At 72.1% G+C, this 19,037-nt stretch carries 13 protein-coding genes and 1 tRNA gene; 3 read left to right on the top strand and 11 right to left on the bottom strand.

Annotated features, from left to right (window positions below; genetic code table 11):
- Window position 1: 1 nt before the first annotated feature.
- Window positions 2-1,303, bottom strand: coding sequence for a phosphopyruvate hydratase (gene eno, locus AB4091_RS16510; RefSeq protein ID WP_442292910.1), 1,302 nt, complete (start codon window positions 1,301-1,303; stop codon window positions 2-4).
- A gap of 514 nt (window positions 1,304-1,817) precedes the next feature.
- Here eno and AB4091_RS16505 point away from each other — a divergent pair.
- A complete protein-coding gene (locus tag AB4091_RS16505; RefSeq protein ID WP_442292908.1) occupies window positions 1,818-3,182 on the top strand; it encodes a sugar transferase in 1,365 nt (454 codons plus the stop codon).
- A gap of 233 nt (window positions 3,183-3,415) precedes the next feature.
- Here AB4091_RS16505 and AB4091_RS16500 read toward each other — a convergent pair whose 3' ends face one another.
- The 6 genes from AB4091_RS16500 to AB4091_RS16475 all read right to left on the bottom strand — a co-directional run bounded on the left by AB4091_RS16500 (window position 3,416) and on the right by AB4091_RS16475 (window position 11,518).
- Window positions 3,416-4,399 (bottom strand): MazG family protein, encoded by a 984-nt coding sequence (locus tag AB4091_RS16500; RefSeq protein WP_442292906.1) that lies wholly within the window; start codon window positions 4,397-4,399, stop codon window positions 3,416-3,418.
- A gap of 23 nt (window positions 4,400-4,422) precedes the next feature.
- The gene (locus AB4091_RS16495) at window positions 4,423-5,001 is read right to left on the bottom strand and encodes a hypothetical protein (RefSeq protein ID WP_442292904.1); all 579 of its coding nucleotides are present in this window, start codon (window positions 4,999-5,001) and stop codon (window positions 4,423-4,425) included.
- Between the two features lie 33 nt (window positions 5,002-5,034).
- Entirely contained in the window at window positions 5,035-8,685 is a 3,651-nt protein-coding gene (gene mfd, locus AB4091_RS16490; protein WP_442292902.1) for a transcription-repair coupling factor, read from the bottom strand.
- 133 nt (window positions 8,686-8,818) lie between these two features.
- A complete protein-coding gene (gene pth, locus AB4091_RS16485; RefSeq protein WP_442292900.1) occupies window positions 8,819-9,409 on the bottom strand; it encodes an aminoacyl-tRNA hydrolase in 591 nt (196 codons plus the stop codon).
- A 144-nt stretch (window positions 9,410-9,553) separates the two neighbouring features.
- Window positions 9,554-10,246 (bottom strand): 50S ribosomal protein L25/general stress protein Ctc, encoded by a 693-nt coding sequence (locus tag AB4091_RS16480; protein WP_442292898.1) that lies wholly within the window; start codon window positions 10,244-10,246, stop codon window positions 9,554-9,556.
- Between the two features lie 282 nt (window positions 10,247-10,528).
- The gene (locus AB4091_RS16475) at window positions 10,529-11,518 is read right to left on the bottom strand and encodes an EamA family transporter (RefSeq protein WP_442292896.1); all 990 of its coding nucleotides are present in this window, start codon (window positions 11,516-11,518) and stop codon (window positions 10,529-10,531) included.
- A gap of 102 nt (window positions 11,519-11,620) precedes the next feature.
- Here AB4091_RS16475 and AB4091_RS16470 point away from each other — a divergent pair, with 102 nt between their 5' ends.
- Window positions 11,621-12,181 carry a CGNR zinc finger domain-containing protein gene (locus AB4091_RS16470; protein WP_442292894.1) on the top strand — a complete coding sequence of 187 codons (561 nt, stop codon included), beginning with the start codon at window positions 11,621-11,623 and terminating at the stop codon, window positions 12,179-12,181.
- A 164-nt stretch (window positions 12,182-12,345) separates the two neighbouring features.
- Here the strand turns inward: AB4091_RS16470 and AB4091_RS16465 are convergent, their stop codons facing one another.
- From AB4091_RS16465 to AB4091_RS16450, 4 genes are all read right to left on the bottom strand, one after another.
- The gene (locus tag AB4091_RS16465; protein ID WP_442292892.1) at window positions 12,346-13,326 is read right to left on the bottom strand and encodes a ribose-phosphate diphosphokinase; all 981 of its coding nucleotides are present in this window, start codon (window positions 13,324-13,326) and stop codon (window positions 12,346-12,348) included.
- A complete protein-coding gene (gene glmU, locus AB4091_RS16460) occupies window positions 13,323-14,975 on the bottom strand; it encodes a bifunctional UDP-N-acetylglucosamine diphosphorylase/glucosamine-1-phosphate N-acetyltransferase GlmU (RefSeq protein ID WP_442292890.1) in 1,653 nt (550 codons plus the stop codon). The genes AB4091_RS16465 and glmU overlap by 4 nt, the downstream gene beginning before the upstream one ends.
- Window positions 14,976-15,410: 435 nt before the next feature.
- A tRNA-Gln gene (locus AB4091_RS16455) sits at window positions 15,411-15,489 on the bottom strand.
- 96 nt (window positions 15,490-15,585) lie between these two features.
- A complete protein-coding gene (locus tag AB4091_RS16450) occupies window positions 15,586-18,060 on the bottom strand; it encodes a sigma-70 family RNA polymerase sigma factor (protein ID WP_442292888.1) in 2,475 nt (824 codons plus the stop codon).
- A 368-nt stretch (window positions 18,061-18,428) separates the two neighbouring features.
- On the opposite strand from AB4091_RS16450, the gene AB4091_RS16445 reads away from it, so the two are divergent.
- On the top strand, window positions 18,429-19,034 hold the full coding sequence (locus AB4091_RS16445) for a TetR/AcrR family transcriptional regulator (protein ID WP_442293128.1): 606 nt from the start codon (window positions 18,429-18,431) through the stop codon (window positions 19,032-19,034).
- Window positions 19,035-19,037 lie beyond the last annotated feature (3 nt).

The following is a 19,037-nucleotide window of genomic DNA, read 5'->3' as shown; positions in this document are numbered from 1 at the left end:
CTCAGCCCTGCGACCCGAAACGGCTCGCGTCGAAGCGCGGGAACGCCCCGGCGCCGGCGTAGACCGCGGCGTCGTCGAGCTCCTCCTCGATGCGGAGCAGCTGGTTGTACTTGGCGACGCGCTCGGAACGGGCCGGGGCGCCGGTCTTGATCTGGCCGCAGTTCGTCGCGACGGCGAGGTCGGCGATCGTGACGTCCTCGGTCTCGCCGGAGCGGTGGCTCATCATGCAGCGGTAGCCGTTGGTCTGCGCGAGCGTGACGGCGTCGAGCGTCTCGGTGAGCGTGCCGATCTGGTTGACCTTGACGAGCAGCGCGTTGGCGGTGTTGCTGCTGATGCCGCGGCCGAGGCGCTCGGGGTTGGTGACGAACAGGTCGTCACCGACGATCTGCACCTTGCTGCCGAGCAGGTCGGTCATGGACTTCCAGCCGTCCCAGTCCTCCTCGTTGAGGGGGTCCTCGATGGACACGAGCGGGTAGGCGTCGACGAGCTCGGCGTAGTAGGCGACCATCTCGTCGGCCGACTTGCTCGCGCCCTCGAAGGCGTAGGAGCCGTCCTCGAAGAACTCGGACGCCGCGACGTCGAGCGCGAGGGCGATGTCGCGGCCGGGCTCGTAGCCGGCGGCCTTGATCGCCTCGAGGATGAGGTCGAGCGCCGCACGGTTGGACTCGAGGTTGGGGGCGAAGCCGCCCTCGTCGCCGAGGCCGGTGGCGAGGCCGCGCTCGCTCAGCACCTTCTTGAGCGCGTGGTAGACCTCGGCGCCCCAGCGCAGGGCCTCGCGGAAGGTCGGCGCGCCGATCGGCGCGATCATGAACTCCTGGATGTCGACGTTGGAGTCGGCGTGCGACCCACCGTTGAGGATGTTCATCATCGGCACCGGCAGCACGTGGGCGTTCGGGCCGCCGACGTAGCGGAAGAGCGGCAGGCCGGCGGACTCGGCGGCGGCGTGCGCCACGGCGAGCGAGACGCCGAGGATCGCGTTGGCGCCGAGCGTCTCCTTGTTGGCCGACCCGTCGAGTGCCAGCATCTCGGCGTCGATGAGCCGCTGCTCGCTGGCGTCGAAGCCGACCAGTCGCGGGTTGATCTCCTCGATCACGGCGTCGACCGCCTGCTCGACACCCTTGCCGAGGTAGCGGCCCTTGTCGCCGTCGCGGCGCTCGGACGCCTCGAAGGCCCCGGTGGATGCGCCGGACGGGACGGCCGCGCGGGCGAACGTGCCGTCGTCGAGACGGATCTCGACCTCGACGGTGGGGTTGCCTCGCGAGTCCAGGATCTCGCGGGCGCCAATCTCCTCAATGCTGGCCACTGGCTCTCCTGTGCTGGTGCTGCTCGTGGTGCCGGGCGGGCCCGGCCATGTCGAACGAACGGTGGGTGGATGGGTCCGGGGTGCTCGGTGGTCTACGGCTGGTGCGGGCTCGCACCGAGCACAGGTGTCGGGTTCGAGCGTAGCCCGTGGCGCGGGGAGCCCGACGGAGCGACCCGACATACGGGCGGGTAGGTCTCGCTGACCGCTTCGTGCGGCTCTGCGACGCAGTGTCCGGGCACGAATGGCGCAAGTCGGGCACTTCAAAGAAGTTTACCTTTTCCTTACCATTTGCTGACCAGCCCGAGGCATACTCCAACTAACCATCCGGGGGGGTGGAGCTCTTCGTGGCTAGGGCACCGGTGGGTGCCGGGGGTGGGGTGTTGTCATGGGTCAGCCCATGCGCGAAGCGGGGGTTGTTCTGCTCGATGTGAGTGCGCGTCCGGTGACGCAGCCTCACAGCGAGAGGAGTCGCGGCCAGCGTCTCCTGCAGCTGGGGATCGCGGGGGGCGATCTCGTGATCATCACGGCTGCGACGGCGCTGGCCGCGATCGGCAGAACCGGGCTCGAGGTGTTCGACGTCGCCAACGACGTCAACCAGGTGGCGCAGTCCGTCGGTCTGTGGATCGTGGCCGGCTGGATGCTGGCCAACCTGCTCCTCGGCACCTACACGAGCAGCCACTTCGGGGTCGGGACCATCGAGTACGCCCGCGTGTGCAGCGCGGCGGGCCTGACGGCCGGGGCGATCGGCATCCTCAGCTACCTCACGAAGTTCAACCTCTCTCGAGGCTTCTTCGTGCTCATCTTCGCCGTGGGTTTGCCGGCGGTGCTGCTGTGGCGCTGGTACGCCCGCCGCCTGGTCCACCACGCCCACGCCCGGGGCCACCTGCTGACCCGGGTCCTGATCTCCGGCTCGGTCACACACGTCGACGACGTGGCTGCCGTGCTCGAGCGCGAGGCCTGGCTGGGCTTCCGCATCGTCGGTGCTCTCGTCCCGTCGTCGCGGCCGATCAGTGCCACACCACGCGGCGTCCCGGTCGTCGGCACCACGACCCGCACCGCCGAGTCGGTGCTCGCCGAGAAGGCCGACATGGTCGTCTTCACCGAGGGCGCATTCCCGTCGGCCGTCGACTTCCGCCGCATCGCGTGGGACCTCGAGGGCCACCACGTCCAGATGGCTGTGGTGCCCAGCCTCAGTGACATCTCGACGGGCCGCATCGCCATGCGACCGGTGGGGGGACTGCCGCTCGTGCACGTGGGCCAGCCGCAGAGCCTCGGGGCCTCCCGCGGGCTCAAGCGCGCCTTCGACCTGCTCGGTGCCACGGCGCTGCTCCTGCTCGCCTCGCCGGTCATGCTCACCTTCGCCCTCGCCACGAAGCTGCAGGATGGTGGCCCCGTCCTCTTCCGCCAGACCCGCGTCGGTCGCGACGGCGAGCTGTTCGAGTGCCTCAAGTTCCGCAGCATGGTCGTCGACGCCGAGGCCCAGCTGCCGGGCATCACGCACCTCAACCAGAACAGCGACGGCGTGCTCTTCAAGGTGGCCCGCGACCCGCGCGTCACGAGGGTGGGGGCCCTGATGCGCCGCCTGTCCATCGACGAGCTGCCGCAGCTGGTCAACGTCGTCAACGGCGACATGAGCCTCGTCGGACCTCGCCCCGCACTGCCCTCCGAGGTGCGCCGCTACGTGCCGGACGTCCAGCGGCGCCTGCACGTGCGTCCCGGCGTCACCGGCCTGTGGCAGGTCTCCGGCCGCAGCGACCTCTCGTGGGAGGACACCGTGCGGCTCGACCTCTACTACGTCGACAACTGGTCGCTCGTGCAGGACCTGTCGATCCTGGCCAAGACCGTCCACGCGGTCGTCAGGCCCCGCGGCGCCTACTGACGCCAGCCCGGCAGCCACCGGCCGCCGCCCCGGACCCGGAGAGGGTCGCGTCGTTTCACCCGGTCGACGCGGCCCTCTCCGTCACCGTCCCGCCGGCAGACCCCGAGGACGTATGCCGTCGCCGTCCCGAGGCCGTATGCCGTCGCTGTCCCGCGTTCGTATGCCGTGTGCCGTGTGCCGTGTGTGCCGTCGCGCACCGTCAGGGGGGCAGGCCCGGAGAGCAGGGGCGGGGGTCAGGCGCCGCCGCCATCTGCGCCGACCGCCTCGCTGGCGGCAGCCAGGGAGCGCAGCGTCTCGCGCAGGGCGGCCTCGGCGTCGATGCCGGACGCCTTGGCCCGGCGGACGATCGCGAGCAGCTCAGCACCGAGGTCACCGGTCGCGACGGCGGCGTCGACGAGGTCGTCACGGCCGGCCTTGTGCAGGCGGGAGACGTACTTCTCCGCGCGGGCCAGCGCCGGCAGCGAGTGCGGCACGCCCTCGACGGGGTGCGTGCGGTGCTGCTTCTCGTCGGCCTTGATCGACTCCCAGTTGGCGGCGACGGCATCGGCGGTGTCGGCCTCGACGTCGGCGAAGACGTGCGGGTGGCGGCGCACGAGCTTGTCGACGAGCCCACCGGCGACGTCGTCGATGCCGAACGGCTCGTTCGGGTGCTCCTCGGCGACACGGGACTGGAACGCGACCTGCAGCAGCAGGTCACCGAGCTCCTCCTGCATGTGGACGGGGTCGCCGCTCTCGATCGCCTCGATCGCCTCGTGCGCCTCCTCGAGCAGGTAGGGCACGAGCGAGGCGTGGGTCTGCTCGGCGTCCCACGGGCAGCCGCCGGGCGAGCGCAGCCGGTCCATCACGGCGACGACGTCGAGCAGCCGGGCGCCCGGCACGTCGAACGAGCCGATGAGCAGCTCGACGTCGGGCGGCTCGGGCAGCCGCGTCACCTCGACGGCGACGGCGTCGCTCAGACCCGGGTCACCGTCGGACGAGCCGACCCAGACGATGTCGCCCTCCTCCGCGGCGGCGACGAGGTCGCGCGCGAGATCGGCCGGGTGGCCCTCCTCGCGCTCGGCCACCTCGACGCCGGCCTCGACGAGCGCCGCCACCTGGGGCTCGTCGGGGCGACCCCACACGGCATACGCCTCCCCGAGGCTCGTCCACGCCTCACGCGTCAGCAGCCCCGGCGCGATGCGGGGCGTGGTGACGAGCAGGACGACGCGACCGGGCACGGGGTGGCGACTCGGGGTGGCGACTACTGCCCCGGGGTGCCCGTGGCACCGGACCCGGCGGGGGCCGGTGCCGGGTTGCTGGCAGGCTTGAGCCAGTTGGGCGTCGTCTGGCCGAGGGTGAAGTAGACGGGGCCCTGGTCGGACTGCACGACCGAGCCGTACTTCGGGTTGATCGAGATGTTGGCCTTCTTGAGGTCGGCCCGGTAGGCGGCGACGTCGGCGGGCGTCATCTTCTGCGACTGGATGAGAGCGACCGCCTCGACGAACTCCTTCGTCGTGTCGGTGGCGCCGGGGATGGAGGCGATGACCGACGCGTAGGTCTCGTCGGGCTTCCAGCTGCCCGACTTCGCGACGGCGCTCTTGAGCAGCGGCGCCGCGACGAGCGCGGTGACCACGATGTTCTCGGCGAAGTCGAGCTTGGCGGCCTTGAGCTGGTCGAAGGTCTCACGCACGTCGGACTCGTGGATGACCTCGCCGTTGACGACGGCGGCGGCCTGCTGGCGCGTCTCGAAGCCGCATCCGCCGAGGAGCGACACGGCACCGAGTGCGGCGACGCCGACGACGGCGACGCGCCGGGCGGGGGTGGCAGACCAAGCCTTCACTGATTTCCTCCTAGGGCGGATGCGTCTGACATCCTACGGGGCGCCCACGGCGGATCTCGCCGACCCCGACGATGCGGTCGCGGCCGAGCCCGCGGAGGCGATGTCGTCGAGCAGCACGGCCGAGATGAGCTGGCGTGCCCACGTGAGCACCTCGACGTCGCGCAGCGGCTTGCCCCCGACCCGGGCCGTCATCGGGGCCGGCACGAGGATCGTGCCCAGCGCCTCCTTGATGATGGTGCCGGGGTAGAGACGCATCAGTCGCAGCTCCTGGCTGTCGCGCAGCTCCTTGACCGGGCCGAACCGCACGACCTTGCCCTGCACGCCGATGTCGCCGATGCGGGCCTCGCGGGCGACGACCCGCAGGCGGGCCACCTCGAGGAGGTTCTCGACCGGCTTGGGCGGTGCGCCGTAGCGGTCGCGCAGCTCGGCCTCGATCTCGTCGACGGCCTCGAACGTCTCGACGGTCGCCAGCTTCTTGTACGCCTCGAGGCGCAGCCGCTCCCCCGGCACGTAGTCGTGCGGGAGGTGCGCGTCGACGGGCAGCTCGATCTTGATCTCGGCCGGCAGGTCGACGGCGTCGCCGCGGAAGTCGGCCACGGCCTCGCCGATGAGCCGCACGTAGAGGTCGAATCCCACGCCCTGGATGTGGCCCGACTGCTCGCCGCCGAGCAGGTTGCCGGCGCCACGGATCTCGAGGTCCTTCATCGCGACCGCCATGCCCGAGCCGAGGTCGGTGTTGCTCGCGATCGTGCGCAGGCGGTCGTGGGCCGTCTCGGTCATCGGCTTCTCGGGCGGGTAGAGGAAGTACGCGTAGGCCCGCTCGCGCCCGCGGCCGACGCGGCCACGCAGCTGGTGCAGCTGGCTGAGGCCGAGCACGTCGGAGCGCTCGACGATGAGGGTGTTGGCGTTGGAGATGTCGAGGCCGGTCTCGACGATGGTCGTGCAGACGAGCACGTCGAAGCGCTTCTCCCAGAAGTCCTCGACGACCTGCTCGAGCCGGTGCTCGCCCATCTGGCCGTGGGCGGTCGCGATGCGAGCCTCGGGCACGAGCTCGCGCAGGCGGCTCGCCGCCTTCTCGATGGAGCTGACCTTGTTGTGCACGAAGAAGACCTGGCCCTCGCGGAGCAGCTCGCGCCGGACCGCCGCCGTGATCTGCTTCTCGTCGTAGGCGCCGACGAAGGTCAGCACCGGGTGGCGCTCCTCGGGCGGCGTTGCGAGAGTGGACATCTCGCGGATGCCGGTAACGGCCATCTCGAGCGTGCGCGGGATCGGTGTGGCCGACATCGACAGCACGTCGACTGCCGTGCGCATCGTCTTGAGCAGCTCCTTGTGCTCGACGCCGAAGCGCTGCTCCTCGTCGATGATGACGAGCCCGAGGTCCTTGAACCGGGCGTCCTTGGCGAGCAGGCGGTGCGTGCCGATGACGAGGTCGATGGTGCCGTCGGCCATGCCGGCCATGACCTCCTTGGCCTCCTTGTCGCTCTGGAAGCGCGACAGCGAGGCGACCTTGACCGGGAACTGGGCGTAGCGCTCGGCGAACGTCTGCTGGTGCTGGCTCACGAGCAGGGTCGTCGGCACGAGCACCGCCACCTGCTTGCCGTCCTGGATCGCCTTGAACGCTGCACGGACCGCGATCTCGGTCTTGCCGTAGCCGACGTCACCGCAGATGAGGCGGTCCATCGGGACCTGCTTCTCCATGTCGGCCTTGACCTCGTCGATGCTGATGAGCTGGTCGGGAGTCTCGACGAAGGAGAAGGCGTCCTCGAGCTCGCGCTGCCACGGGGTGTCGGGCGCGAAGGCGTGGCCCTTGGTGGCCTGGCGAGCGCTGTAGAGGCGGATGAGGTCGGCCGCGATCTGCTTGACGTAGCGCTTGGCCCGCGACTTCGTCTTGGACCAGTCGGAGCCGCCCATCTTGTTGAGGCTGGGCTCCTCGCCGCCGACGTACTTCGTCACCTGGTCGAGCTGGTCGGTGGGCACGAAGAGCCGGTCGCCGGGCTGGCCCCGCTTGCTCGGGGCGTACTCGATGACGAGGTACTCGCGCGTCGCCCCTGCCACGGTGCGCTGCATCATCTCGACGAACCGGCCGACTCCGTGCTGCTCGTGGACGACGTGGTCGCCGGGGCGCAGCTGGAGGGGGTCGACCTGGTTGCGGCGGCGTGACGGCATACGCCGCATGTCCTTGGTGGACGTGCCGCTGCCGGGCTGGCCGGTGAGGTCGGTCTCGGTGAGCACCTCGATGCGGCCGGCCTCGTGGACGAACCCACGGCCGAGGGGCGCCGTCGTGACGTGGACGGTGCCGGCGGTGAGGGTGTCGTCGCGCGAGGTGTCGAGCGCCTGGACGGCGACCTCGTTCTCGCGCAGCACCTCGGCGACGCGCTTGGCCAGGCCCGGGCCCTCGGTGACGACAGCGACGGCCCAGCCCTCGCGCACCCGCTCGCGAAGGTGCGCGACGGTGCGGTCGGTGTCGCCTCGGAAGGCCTCGGGGTCGGTGGTGCGCACGGCGATGCGCTCGTCGACGTCGTCGTCCTCGATGACGAGGTCGGCGTCGGCGACGAACGGCGTGAGGGTCCACCAGGCGCGACCCGTGGCCTCGGCGTGGGCGCGCACGTCGGCCAGTGACCAGTAGGAGGCGCTACCGAGGAGTGACTGCAGGTCGACCGGGACCTGGTTGCCGGCCGCCGCGTTGGCCCAGCTGGCCTCGAGGAACTCGGCGCTCGTCGCCACGAGGTCGTGCGCGCGGCGACGCACCCGCTCGGGGTCGGCGAGGAGGACGACCGCGCCACGGGGCAGCACGTCGAGCACCGACTCCATGCCGTCGACGAGGGCGGGCGCGAGCGACTCCATGCCCTCGACGGCGATGCCCTCGGCGACCTTGGACAGCATCTCCGAGACGCCTGGGAGCTGGTCGGCGAGAGCGCGCGCCCGGGCGCGCACCGGGTCGGTGAGCAGCAGCTCGCGGCACGGTGGCGCCCACAGGCCGTGGTCGGCGATCTCGAGGGAGCGCTGGTCGGCGACCTTGAACCAGCGCACCTCCTCGACGGTGTCGCCCCAGAACTCGATGCGGACCGGGTGCTCCTCGGTGGGCGGGAACACGTCGAGGATGCCGCCGCGCACGGCGAACTCGCCACGCCGCTCGACGAGGTCGGTGCGGGTGTAGGCGGCTGCGGCGAGGGCGTCGACGACCTCCTCGAGCGGTCGCTCGTCGCCCGCGCGCAGCGCGACGGGCACGAGGTCGCCGAGGCCCTTCGTCAACGGCTGCAGCAGGGCGCGCACCGGCGCCACGACAACCGACAGCGGGCCGTATGCCGCGTCGTCGGGGTCGGGGTGCGCCAGCCGGCGCAGCACGGCGAGGCGACGACCGACGGTATCGCTGCGCGGCGAGAGCCGCTCGTGCGGCAGGGTCTCCCACGAGGGGAAGACTGCGATGCGGTCGGTCGGCAGGAACAGGCCGAGGGCGGTCTCGAGGTCCTCGGCCTCGCGTGTCGTCGCCGTGACGACGACGATCGGGGCGGCGTCGGCCGGCCCGGCGGCCGAGGCGTCGGCCTGACGGGCGAGGGCGGCCACGAGGAACGGTCGTGAGCCGTCGCTGGCGGAGACGTCGACGAGGCGGGTGCGGCCAACCTGGTCGAGGACGTGACGGACATCGGGGAGCGCCCTGAAGGCGGACAGCATTGGGTGCGGCATCAGGTCCTCCAGTCTAGGTCGAGCCGGCGACGGTCGTGGCTGTGGTGCGGCTCTGGTGCGGCTCTGGTGCGGCTCTGGTCCGGCGCCGGCCCAGCGAAAGACCGGAGCCGCACCGGGCTCGGACCGACTCGCGTCAACGCGGCGCGTGGAAGCGCTGCTGGGCGTCGAGCAGCCCGACCTCGATGAGCGCCTCCACGGCGTCGGCGCCCTCGTCGAGCAGGAAGGGGAGCACGTCGGTGCGCTCGGCCTTGCTGAAGTCCTTGAGGACGAAGTCGGCGGGGTCCTGGCGACCGGGCGGCCGGCCGATGCCGAGGCGCACCCGCAGGTAGTCCTTCGAGCCGAGCGACTTGGTGACCGATCGCAGGCCGTTGTGGCCGCCCTCTCCCCCGCCCTGCTTGAGCCGAACGAGGCCCGCGTCGATGTCGAGCTCGTCGTGGATCACGACGAGCCGCTCGACGGGCACGTCGTAGTACTTCATCAGGCCGGCGACCGCGCCGCCCGACTCGTTCATGTAGCTCGAGGGCACCGCCAGGACGACCTTCGGGCCGCCCACCGTCAGGCGCATCTCGGCGACACGCGCCCGGACCTTGTGCGCCTTGAAGGCGGCCCGGCCGCCGACGGCGCGGCCGGCCAGCTCCTCGAGTGCCATCGCGCCGACGTTGTGTCGGTTGCCCGCATAGCCGGGTCCGGGGTTGCCGAGCCCGATGACGAGCCAGGTGTCCATGCGGTCCTCCGGTGGTCGGTGCTTCGGGTCATTCCCCTGGTGCCGGCGCGCGCACGGGTCCCGCCGAGCGAAGGCTCGAACGGGACCCGTGGACGCAGGGTGTGGCGCGACGATCGTGCGTCGCACCACGAATGATGCTGTGGCTCAGGCCTCGTCGCCCTCGGCCTTGGCGCCCTCGGCGGCCTCGCCCTCGGCACCCTCGGCGGCCCCGCCCTCGGCGCCCTCCTCGTCGTGCTCCTCGCGCTCGATGCCGGCCTCGGCCTCGGCCTCGGCGAGCTCGGCCTCGAGGGCCTCGGCGGAGATGGCCTGGGTCACGTTGACGACGAGAGCCTCGGCGTCGGTGACCAGCGTCGCGCCGTCGGGCAGCTCGACGGCACCGGCGAGGATCTGCGTGCCCGCTTCGAGGCCCTCGACCGAGACGACGACGTTCTCGGGGATGTTCGTGGCGAGCGCCTCGATCTGGAGCGTGTTGTGGTCGAGCGTGACGACCGTCTCGGGAGCGGCCTCGCCCTCGAGGTGGACGGAGACGTCGACGGTGACCTTCTCGCCCTTGCGGACGACGACGAGGTCGACGTGGTCGATGACCGGCTTGATCGCGTCGCGCTGGACGTCCTTGGCCAGGGCCAGCTGCTCGGCGCCGTCGATGACGATCGTGAGCAGGGCGTTGGCCTGCTTGAGCGCCATCATCGTGTCGTGGCCCGGGAGGGAGATGTGCACGGGCTCGGTGCCGTGGCCGTACATGACGGCGGGGATGTTGCCGGCGCGGCGGATCTTGCGGGCGGCGCCCTTGCCGAAGTCGCTGCGCTTCTCGGCGACGAGCTTGGTGTTGTCGGACACGGGTGTCTCCTGGGGTCTCGTGGAAGATGAGGCGGTCGGTGGTGGCCTCGACGCGGGACGACGCGCGATGTTCGGCAGTTCGCAGCGGATGGCCGACGTGGTCCGCACGCAGAGGCGAACCCGTTTCGCGAAGCGCTCCCCTGAGCACGTCCGCGAGTCAGGCCACCGCGTCGATCACGGACCTCGTCACGTCCTGCCGTGGCAGTCGTGCACCGTCCCTCGCCGAGGCAACTGCTCGATCTTACGGGACGGACGGCCCACCGGTGAAATCCTGCCGACAGGTCAGGACCGCGCCTCGTCGGAACGGACGGCCACCAGCCCGGCGACGATGAAGGCGCCGCCGAGCAGCTGCACGGGTGTCGGCAGCTCGGCGAGCACGAGCCACGCGAACAGCACGGCGAAGAGCACCTCGGTCAGGGCGACGAACGAGGCCACCTTGGCGCCGAGCATCCGCACCGCGGCGATGCCGGTGACGTACGCGAAGGCGGCCGCGACGATCGCGATGACGAGCACCGGCACCCACCACGGCACGACGACGCCGCCCAGCGGCACCTCGGCCGCGCCGCGCGTCATGTCGAGCACGCCGGTCAGGGCGGCGAGCCAGAGCGAGGCGGCGCCGACGGTCAGCCCGCCACCCGCCAGCGCGAGCGGGGGCACATCGTCGTCGACGTGGTCGGCGAGCAGGAAGTAGAGCACGAGGCACACGGCGGCGCCGAGACCCCAGAGGACGCCGACGAGGTTGACGCTGGCGCCGCCGCCCAGGACGTCGAGCACGAGCAGCAGCCCCGCGACGGCGAGCGCGACACCCGCGAGCGTCAGGCGACGCGGCGACTGCCGGTGGTGCAGCCAGAGCCACCCGACGATGAGGACCGGCGCGAGGTACTCGAGCAGCAGGGCCACACCGACGGAGAGGTGGGTCACGGCGTTGAAGTAGGCCAGCTGGCAGCCGGCCACACCGGTCAGTCCGTAGCCGACGACGACCCACGCGTTGCGCCGCATCGCCGGCCACCGACCGCGCAGCGACCAGAGGGCGGGCACGAGGAGCACGAGCGCGGCCAGGGTGATGCGCATGGTCACGACCGCGCCCGGCGACCACCCACCGACGAGCAGCGACTTGCCGAAGGCGCCCGAGGTCGCGAAGGCCGCCGCGGAGACGAGGGCCACCCCGAGGCCGAGCAGGGGGTGCCGCGAGTGGCCCGCGGGCGCCTCGACCTCGTCGGCCCTCGCCGACTCGCCGACGACCGGGCCGGTGACGACTACGCGTTCGGTCATGACAACCTCGCTCATTCCGCCGACCCGTGCCCAGCTCGGACATGTCAGCACCAAAAAGGCTTACACTCATGACAGTATCGACGCCTCCCGTCAGGAGTCAACGTGCTTTTCACCCATGACACCGACATTGCGCTCGCTGCCGCCGCGGCACTCGTCAACACGATGCCCGGCGTGCTGCCCGGCGACAGCGCCCCCGACACCCTGACGACCGTCGACGAGCTGGCGGCCCTCTACGCCGAGCACGGCTGGACCGGCCGTTTCGACCGCGGCGCCGCCGAGCTGGAGGGCGTGCGCCGGCTGCGCCCACGTCTGCGCGGCTTCTGGGAGCAGGACGAGGCGGGGGTCGTCGCCCTCGTCAACGACCTGCTCGCCGGGGCGCGGGCCGTCCCGCAGCTCGTCGACCACGACGACGTCGGCTGGCACATCCACGCCACCCCTGCCGACGCCCCGCTCGCCCAGCGGATGGCGGTCGAGGCCGCCATCGCCGTCATCGACGTCGTCCGCGCCGGCGAGCTGGCCCGGCTGCGGGTCTGCGAGGCCGTCGACTGCGACGACGTCGTGGTCGACCTCTCCCGAAACCGCTCGCGGCGCTTCTGCGAGGGCGGTTGCGCCGCGCGGGCGCACACGGCTGCCTACCGCGCGCGCCAGGCAGCGCGCGCCTGACCACCGAACACCGACGCCACAGACAGACGCCACAGACCGACGGCACGACAGACCGAGGCCGTATGCCGTCGGGTGGGTCCCAGCGGCATACGGCCTCGTGGTTCGGGTCGACCTGACCTGGTGTGGCTCGGTGAGGCTCGGTGTGGCCCGGTGTGGCCGACCTGTCAGGCCTTGCCGTCGAAGAGGCTGGTGACCGAGCCGTCCTCGAAGACCTCCTTGATGGCCATCGAGACCAGGGGCGCGATCGAGAGCACCTCGAGCTTGTCGAAGCGGCGGTCGTCGGGGATCGGCAGCGTGTTGGTGACGATCACCTCGTCGACCTTGCAGGCCTTGAGACGGTCGACGGCCGGGCCAGAGAGGATCGCGTGCGTCGCGGCGATGATGACGCCGGCAGCGCCCTGCTCCATGAGGGCGTCGGCGGCCTTGGTGATGGTGCCCGCGGTGTCGATCATGTCGTCGACGAGCACGCAGGTGCGGCCCTTGATCTCGCCGACGACGCGGTTGGCGACGACCTCGTTGGGCCGGTTGATGTCGCGGGTCTTGTGGATGAAGGCCAGCGGCGCCCCGCCCAGGCGTGAGCTCCAGTCCTCGGCGACCTTGATGCGGCCGGCGTCGGGTGAGACGACGGCGAGGTCGAGGTGGCCGTACTTCTTGCCAACGTAGCCGGCGAGGATCGGCATCGCCATGAGGTGGTCGACCGGGCCGTCGAAGAAGCCCTGGATCTGCGCGGTGTGCAGGTCGATCGCCATCAGCCGGTCGGCGCCGGCCGTCTTGAACAGGTCGGCCATGAGGCGGGCCGAGATCGGCTCGCGACCGCGGTGCTTCTTGTCCTGGCGAGCGTAGCCGTAGAAGGGCAGCACGACGGTGATGCGCTTGGCCGACGCCCGCTTCAGCGCGTCGATCATGATGAGCTGCTCCATGATCCACTCGTTGATCGGAGACGTGTGGCTCTGGATGACGAAGGCGTCGGAGCCACGGACGGACTCCTCGTAGCGCACGTAGATCTCGCCGTTGGCGAAGTCGTAGGCACTCGTCGGGACGAGGTCGGTGCCGAGCGCCGCGGCGACCTCCTGCGCGAGCTGCGGGTGGGCCCGGCCGGAGAAGACCATGAGGTGCTTCTCGGTGGTCTTGTTGATGCCGCTCATGGCTGCGCGTCCTTCGTCTCGGTGCTGCTGTCGGTGACGCTGTCGACGCTGTTGTCGCGCGGGGAAAGCCGGTCGTTCGAGGAGACGGCGCCGGGCTCGCTGGCGAGCGCCGCCTCCGCCTCGGCCGCTGCCTCGGCGTCGGCGCGCGCCTGCGCGCGAGCCTGGGCGCGAGCCTGTGCCAGCGGGTCGGCCGGCGGGCCGCCCTGCGGGTCGGTCTTCGCATCAGCCTGCGCTGCCTGAGCCGCCTCGTCGGTCTTCGTGCCGGCGCGCCGACGCGCGACCCAACCGTCGATGTTGCGCTGCTGGGCGCGAGTCACGGCGAGCTGGCCCGGTGCGACGTCGCTCACCACGGCCGAGCCGGCCGCCACGTAGGCGCCGTCGCCGATCGAGCGCGGGGCGACGATCACCGAGTTGCTGCCGACGAAGCTGTGGGCGCCGACTGTCGTGTGGCCCTTCGTGACGCCGTCGTAGTTGGCGAAGATCGTGCCGGCACCGATGTTGGCACCCTCGCCGATCGTCGCGTCGCCGCAGTAGGTCAGGTGGGGCACCTTCGCGCCGTCGCCGATCTCGGCGTTCTTCGTCTCGACGAAGCCGCCGATCTTGCCCTTGGCCCCGAGGCGGGTGCCGGGCCGCAGGTAGGAGAAGGGACCGACGGTGGCCCCCGGTCCGATCTCGGCGAGCTCGGCCTGCGTGCGCACGACGCTGGCGCCGTCGCCGACCTCGACGTCGGTGAGCGTGGTGTCGGGGCCGATGACGCAGTCGCGGCCGATGGTGCTCGCGCCGTGGATCTGCGTGTCCGGTCGCACCACGGTGTCGGGGCCGATCGTCACGTCTGCGTCGATCCAGGTCGTGGTGGGGTCGATGACGATGGCGCCGTCGCGCATGGCCTGCTCGACGGTGCGCCGGTTGAGCTCGGCGCCGAGCCGGGCCAGCTGCACCTTGTCGTTGACGCCCTCGGTCTGCCAGAGGTCGGCGACGAGGTGTGCTCGCACGCCAAGACCTCGACCGCGGGCGATGGCGATCACGTCGGTGAGGTACTTCTCGCCCTGCGCGTTGTCGGTGCCGACCTCGGCGAGCGCCTCGCGCAGGACCGCCACGTCGAACGCGTACAGCCCGCTGTTGACCTCGCGGATCGCCCGCTGCTCGTCGTCGGCGTCCTTCTGCTCGACGATCGCGACGACGGCCCCGGACTCGTCGCGCAGCACGCGGCCGTAGCCGGTGGGGTCGTCGAGCGTTGCCGTGATGAGGGTGACCGCGCTGCCCGACGCGTGGTGCGCGGCGACGAGACCCTCGAGGGTCTCGCTCGTCAGGAGCGGCACGTCGCCGTAGGTGACGACCACCGTTCCGGACAGGTCGGCCGGCAGCGCCTCGAGGGCGCATTCGACGGCCCGGCCGGTGCCCTTGACGTCGTCCTGGTCGGCGACGACCGCGTCGGGGTCGACCTGGGCCACGTGCTCGGCGACCCGGTCGCGTTCGTGGCGCACCACGACGGCGAGGTGGTGGGGGCTGGTGCCCCGGGCCGCCCGGATCGCGTGAGCCACGAGACTGCGGCCCCCGATCGTGTGGAGGACCTTGGGGGTCGTGGACTTCATGCGTGTGCCCTCACCGGCGGCGAGGACGATCACGGCGGTCGGCCGTAGATCGCTCACAGGGCGCAGCTCCTTCATGGATCGGCGTGCACTCGGGCGCGGACGACCCCGACCGTGAACGACCCGGGTGCGCCGCCCGCCATGCTACTCGTGGGGCCGGACGTCGCCGTGCGCCCGTGCGCGCGCCGTGACCCCGCTCACAACAAGGGACGTGCGCCACCCGATTCCGTATGCCGCCGCCGCCGCCCCGGGGCCCCTTGCGAAGCTTTACGGCAGGAGTGGGCGGTTCTGGCACGGATGCGGGACGCGTCGCCCACCATCGACGGAACCCGCACCTCGGGGGCAGGTGCGCACTCCTGACCTGGAGCACGGCAGCGCTCGCTGCGCTTCGCGCTGGCGTTGCTCCCCCCGGGCAGGGCACCGTCGCTCGTGCCTCGCTCCTCCCGACTCCTGACGGGAGCACGGCAGCGCTCGCTGCGCTTCGCGCTGGCGTTGCTCCCCGGGCAGGAGTCGAACCTGCGTCGCTTGTCCTGATTCAAAGTCAGGCGGGCCCTGCCGGCAGACCAACCGGGGAACGTCGTCGTGGACGTGCACAGGTTAGTGCAGCGCCGCAGCGCGCACGGCCCCACACCGTTCCCGCGCCACCCGACGGGTCCGGGGACCGCTCGGGTCAGGAACCGACGGGTGTGCCGCCCGCCGCGGCGGGGTCGGTCGGCGGGGAGGCCGGCGACGGGTCGGTCGACGCCGAACCCAGCACCGGAACCTGCGCGGCGGGTGTGACGGGATCTGGTTGGGCAGCCGGTGCCACCACGGCGGAGGTGTCGCCCGGCGGGGCGGGCTGGACGTTCTCGGCGGCAGCCGTCGAGGCTGCCGTGGTCGATGCGGCTGGGTTCGACGACGCCGTGCTCGACGTGGTGTCAGCCGAACCGGCGGAGCCGGCCGGGGTGGGGTCCACGGCCGGAGTGGGGTCGGACGGAGCCTGCCCCGCTGGGGCAGCGGCACCCGAGTCGCCCGGTGTCGGGTTGGCGGGCGCGGGGTTGTCGGTGACCGGGCTGTCGGTCGGCGCGGACGAGGCGGGGGTCTGGTCGGCGGCGGCGCCCGGGTCGGACGTCGTGGCACCCGGGTCGGGCGACGCGGGGGTGACATCGGTCGCGTCGGGAGTGGACGCGGCGTGCTCGGGGACCTCGGCCGACGGGGCTGATGCGTCGGCGCCAGGCGCGGCGGGAACCGGAGACGCCGGTACGGGAGCGACGGGGGTCGGGTCGACGGCCGCAGGTACAGGGTCCGGCGCCGTAGCCGGAGCCGGTGCCGGAGCGGACGGAGCCGGTGCCGCCGGTGACGGGTCGGTCGCGGCCGGCGCCGTGCCGGCACCTGCTGGAGCTGCTGCGGGGGGCGGATCAACGGCGGGCGGAGCGGCCGCCGCCGGAGACGCCGGCGGGGTCGACGTGGTGGAGCTGTCGGCCACGACGCTGGGCAGGGTGTTGAGCACGAGCACGTCGGTGGGGCTGGTGCCGGGCACGGCCGCAGGCGCCGGGGTGGTCCGCGTCGTCTGCGCCGCGTTGGCGACCACCACGACCTGCGCGGCGGGGGTTCCGAGGTTCTGCGTGACGGTCGGGCCCATGGTGATGCCGAGCCCGACCACGAGGCCCGCCATCGCCGTGGCAATGGGCGGACCGAGGGTTGTGCCGGCCAGCAGAGACCCTCCCGCGAGGGCGGCGGCGGGGGCGGCCACGGCGGCCCCGGAGACCAGCGCGCTGGTGCCGACGACGCCTGCGGCGATCGGGCCGGAGATGATTGCGCCGCCTGCTGCACCGGCCGAGACGGCGGTGCCGGCGGCGAACGAGGTCGCCCCGAGTGAGGCCGCCCCTGCGCCGGAGGCGATCGCTCCGGAGGCTGCGCCCGCCGTGGTGGCGGTCATCGTGACGCCGGCAGCACCGGCAGCACCGGCAGCACCGGCAGCACCGGCAGCACCGGCACCTGCAGCACCGGCACCTGCGGCACCCGAGGCGGCACCACCTGCCATGGCCCCGACGGAGGTGCCTGCTGCGGATACGCCACCCGCCGCCGCGCCTGCCGCGGTCGTCCCAGCGGCCGTGCTGGCCGCAGCTGTCCCAGCGGCCGTGCCGGCCGCAGTCGCTCCGGCGGCAGTGCTCCCCGCCGCGGCGCCGGCCGCTGTGCCCGTCGCTGTGCCTGCTGCGGTGGTGCCCGCGGCGGCGCCGGCCGCCGTGGTGCCCGCTGCCGCGCCGGCAGCCGTCGAGCCGGCAGCCGTCGAGCCGATGAGGCCGGCGATCGCACCGTGCTGCAGCGTGCCGGCCATGGCCGCACCTGCCACGAGCACGATCGGCCCGGTGAGCACGCCGAAGCCCTCGTAGACACGGCGGAGCTCGACGGCGAGGCCCGCCTCCCGGGAGCACTGCGCCAGGTGCGCCTCGGCGCGCACCCGCTGCCGGGCCGTGAGGCGCCCGCGCACGTGCCCGCCCAGGTGGTCGAGGGTCCAGCGGCACTCGGGCGTGCCGCACACGGGCACGCGGCGCTGCACCCACACGTCGAGGTAGCGGGCGCGCAGCTCGTCACGCGCGCGCATCGACCTCGCGCTGACGACGTTGGCCGAGACCCCGAGCAGCGGGGCGACCACGCGCGGGGGCTCGCCCTCGACCATGGTGTGCCACAGCAGCTCGCGATCACTCTGGCTCAGCTGCCGGAAGGCGGCTCGGACGAGGTCGGTGTCGACGCCCTCGGCGCCCAGCGCGGACAGCTGGGTGTCTGCGAGCGGGAGCCGGTCGAGGTCGGTTCCCGGCGTGGGGACGAGGCTCATGTCGCGACGCACCGCGTCGACGCCGACCGTGCGCACGGTCGCGGTGAAGTACGCCCGGAAGTTCTCGGACGGGCCGTTGCCCTCGCGGATGAGCCGGAACATGCGGGCGGACGCCTCGGCGACGAGGTCCTCGGCCGACACGCGACCGCGGAAGCGGGTGGCCACGCCGTAGGCCGCCGGGAGGTAGCGCTGCCAGAGCGTCGCGAAGGCGCTGTCGTCGCCGAGCCGTGCGCGCGAGAGCAGGACCGCGTCACTCTCGTCGAGCGCATCGGCGCTCGGCCGGGCCGCGGCCGCGGACTCCGTCTGGGGTCCGATCGTGTGGGCTGACACCTGAGGGGGCTCCTCCCGCGAGGAATGACCTCCAGTGTGGAGCACGGAGGTCGCCCGTGCGAGGCCTTTCGGAGGAACAACCCGTCGCCGGGCACGGTTGCGGTGAGGTCGATCGCGGCCCTCCCCGGGTATGCGTCGCGATCGACCTCACCGGCGGTCTCGCCCGGCCGTGGTCCCCCCAGTGCCTCGGCTCCTCCGCCAACTCCCTGCCGACCACTAAGACGCGGCGGGTGCTGTTTCATGACGAGATTTCGAAAAAAGACCTGGGGAAGCTGCGCCTGGCCCGGGCGACCGGCTCCGGACTGCACAATGACGACGTGACCGCAGACCGCGCCCAACGAGCTGACCGCGCCCGGCCGCGGGCCCGCATGACGGGTCCCGAACGCCGCGAGCAGCTCATCTCCGTCGGTCGAAAACTATTCGCGGACAAGGGTTTCGAAGCCACGTCAGTCGAGGAGGTCGCCTCCAGGGCCAACGTCTCGAAGCCCGTCGTGTACGAGCACTTCGGGGGCAAGGAGGGGCTGTATGCCGTCGTCGTCGACCGCGAGATCCAGGCCCTCATGGGCGGCATCAGTGCGGCGCTCGAGGAGCCGGAGGGCGCTCGGGTCCTGCTCGAACGGGCCACCCTCGCACTCCTCGACTACATCGAGTCCGACCCCGACGGGTTCCGCATCCTCGTGCGCGACTCCCCTCCCGGCCAGGCGACCGGCTCGTTCGCGAGTGTCCTCGGCGACGTCGCGGCGCACGTGGAGCACCTGCTCGCGGCCGAGTTCAAGCAACGCGGCCTCGACGCCAAGTCGGCCCCGATCCACGCGCAGATGCTGGTGGGCATGGTCGCGTTGACCGGACAGTGGTGGCTCGACAGCCGCAAGTTCAAGAAGGAGCAGGTCGCGGCCCACCTGGTCAACCTCGCCTGGAACGGCCTCTCCGGCCTCGACCAGAAGCCACGCCTCGTGACCCTCCCGAACCGCTGAAGG

Origin of the sequence: Terrabacter sp. 2RAF25 (genome assembly GCF_052115265.1) — a bacterium.
In the GTDB taxonomy this organism is placed as follows: Bacteria; Actinomycetota; Actinomycetes; order Actinomycetales; family Dermatophilaceae; genus Terrabacter.
This window is presented reverse-complemented; position numbering and strand designations above follow the sequence as displayed.

Excerpts from the sequence above, each read along its gene's own strand:
- mfd (WP_442292902.1), bottom strand. The coding sequence starts at position 8,685 with ATGCCGCACCCAATGCTGTCCGCCTTCAGGGCGCTCCCCGATGTCCGT.
- pth (WP_442292900.1), bottom strand. The coding sequence starts at position 9,409 with ATGGACACCTGGCTCGTCATCGGGCTCGGCAACCCCGGACCCGGCTAT.
- AB4091_RS16475 (WP_442292896.1), bottom strand. The coding sequence starts at position 11,518 with ATGACCGAACGCGTAGTCGTCACCGGCCCGGTCGTCGGCGAGTCGGCG.
- AB4091_RS16465 (WP_442292892.1), bottom strand. The coding sequence starts at position 13,326 with ATGAGCGGCATCAACAAGACCACCGAGAAGCACCTCATGGTCTTCTCC.
- AB4091_RS16445 (WP_442293128.1), top strand. The coding sequence starts at position 18,429 with ATGACGGGTCCCGAACGCCGCGAGCAGCTCATCTCCGTCGGTCGAAAA.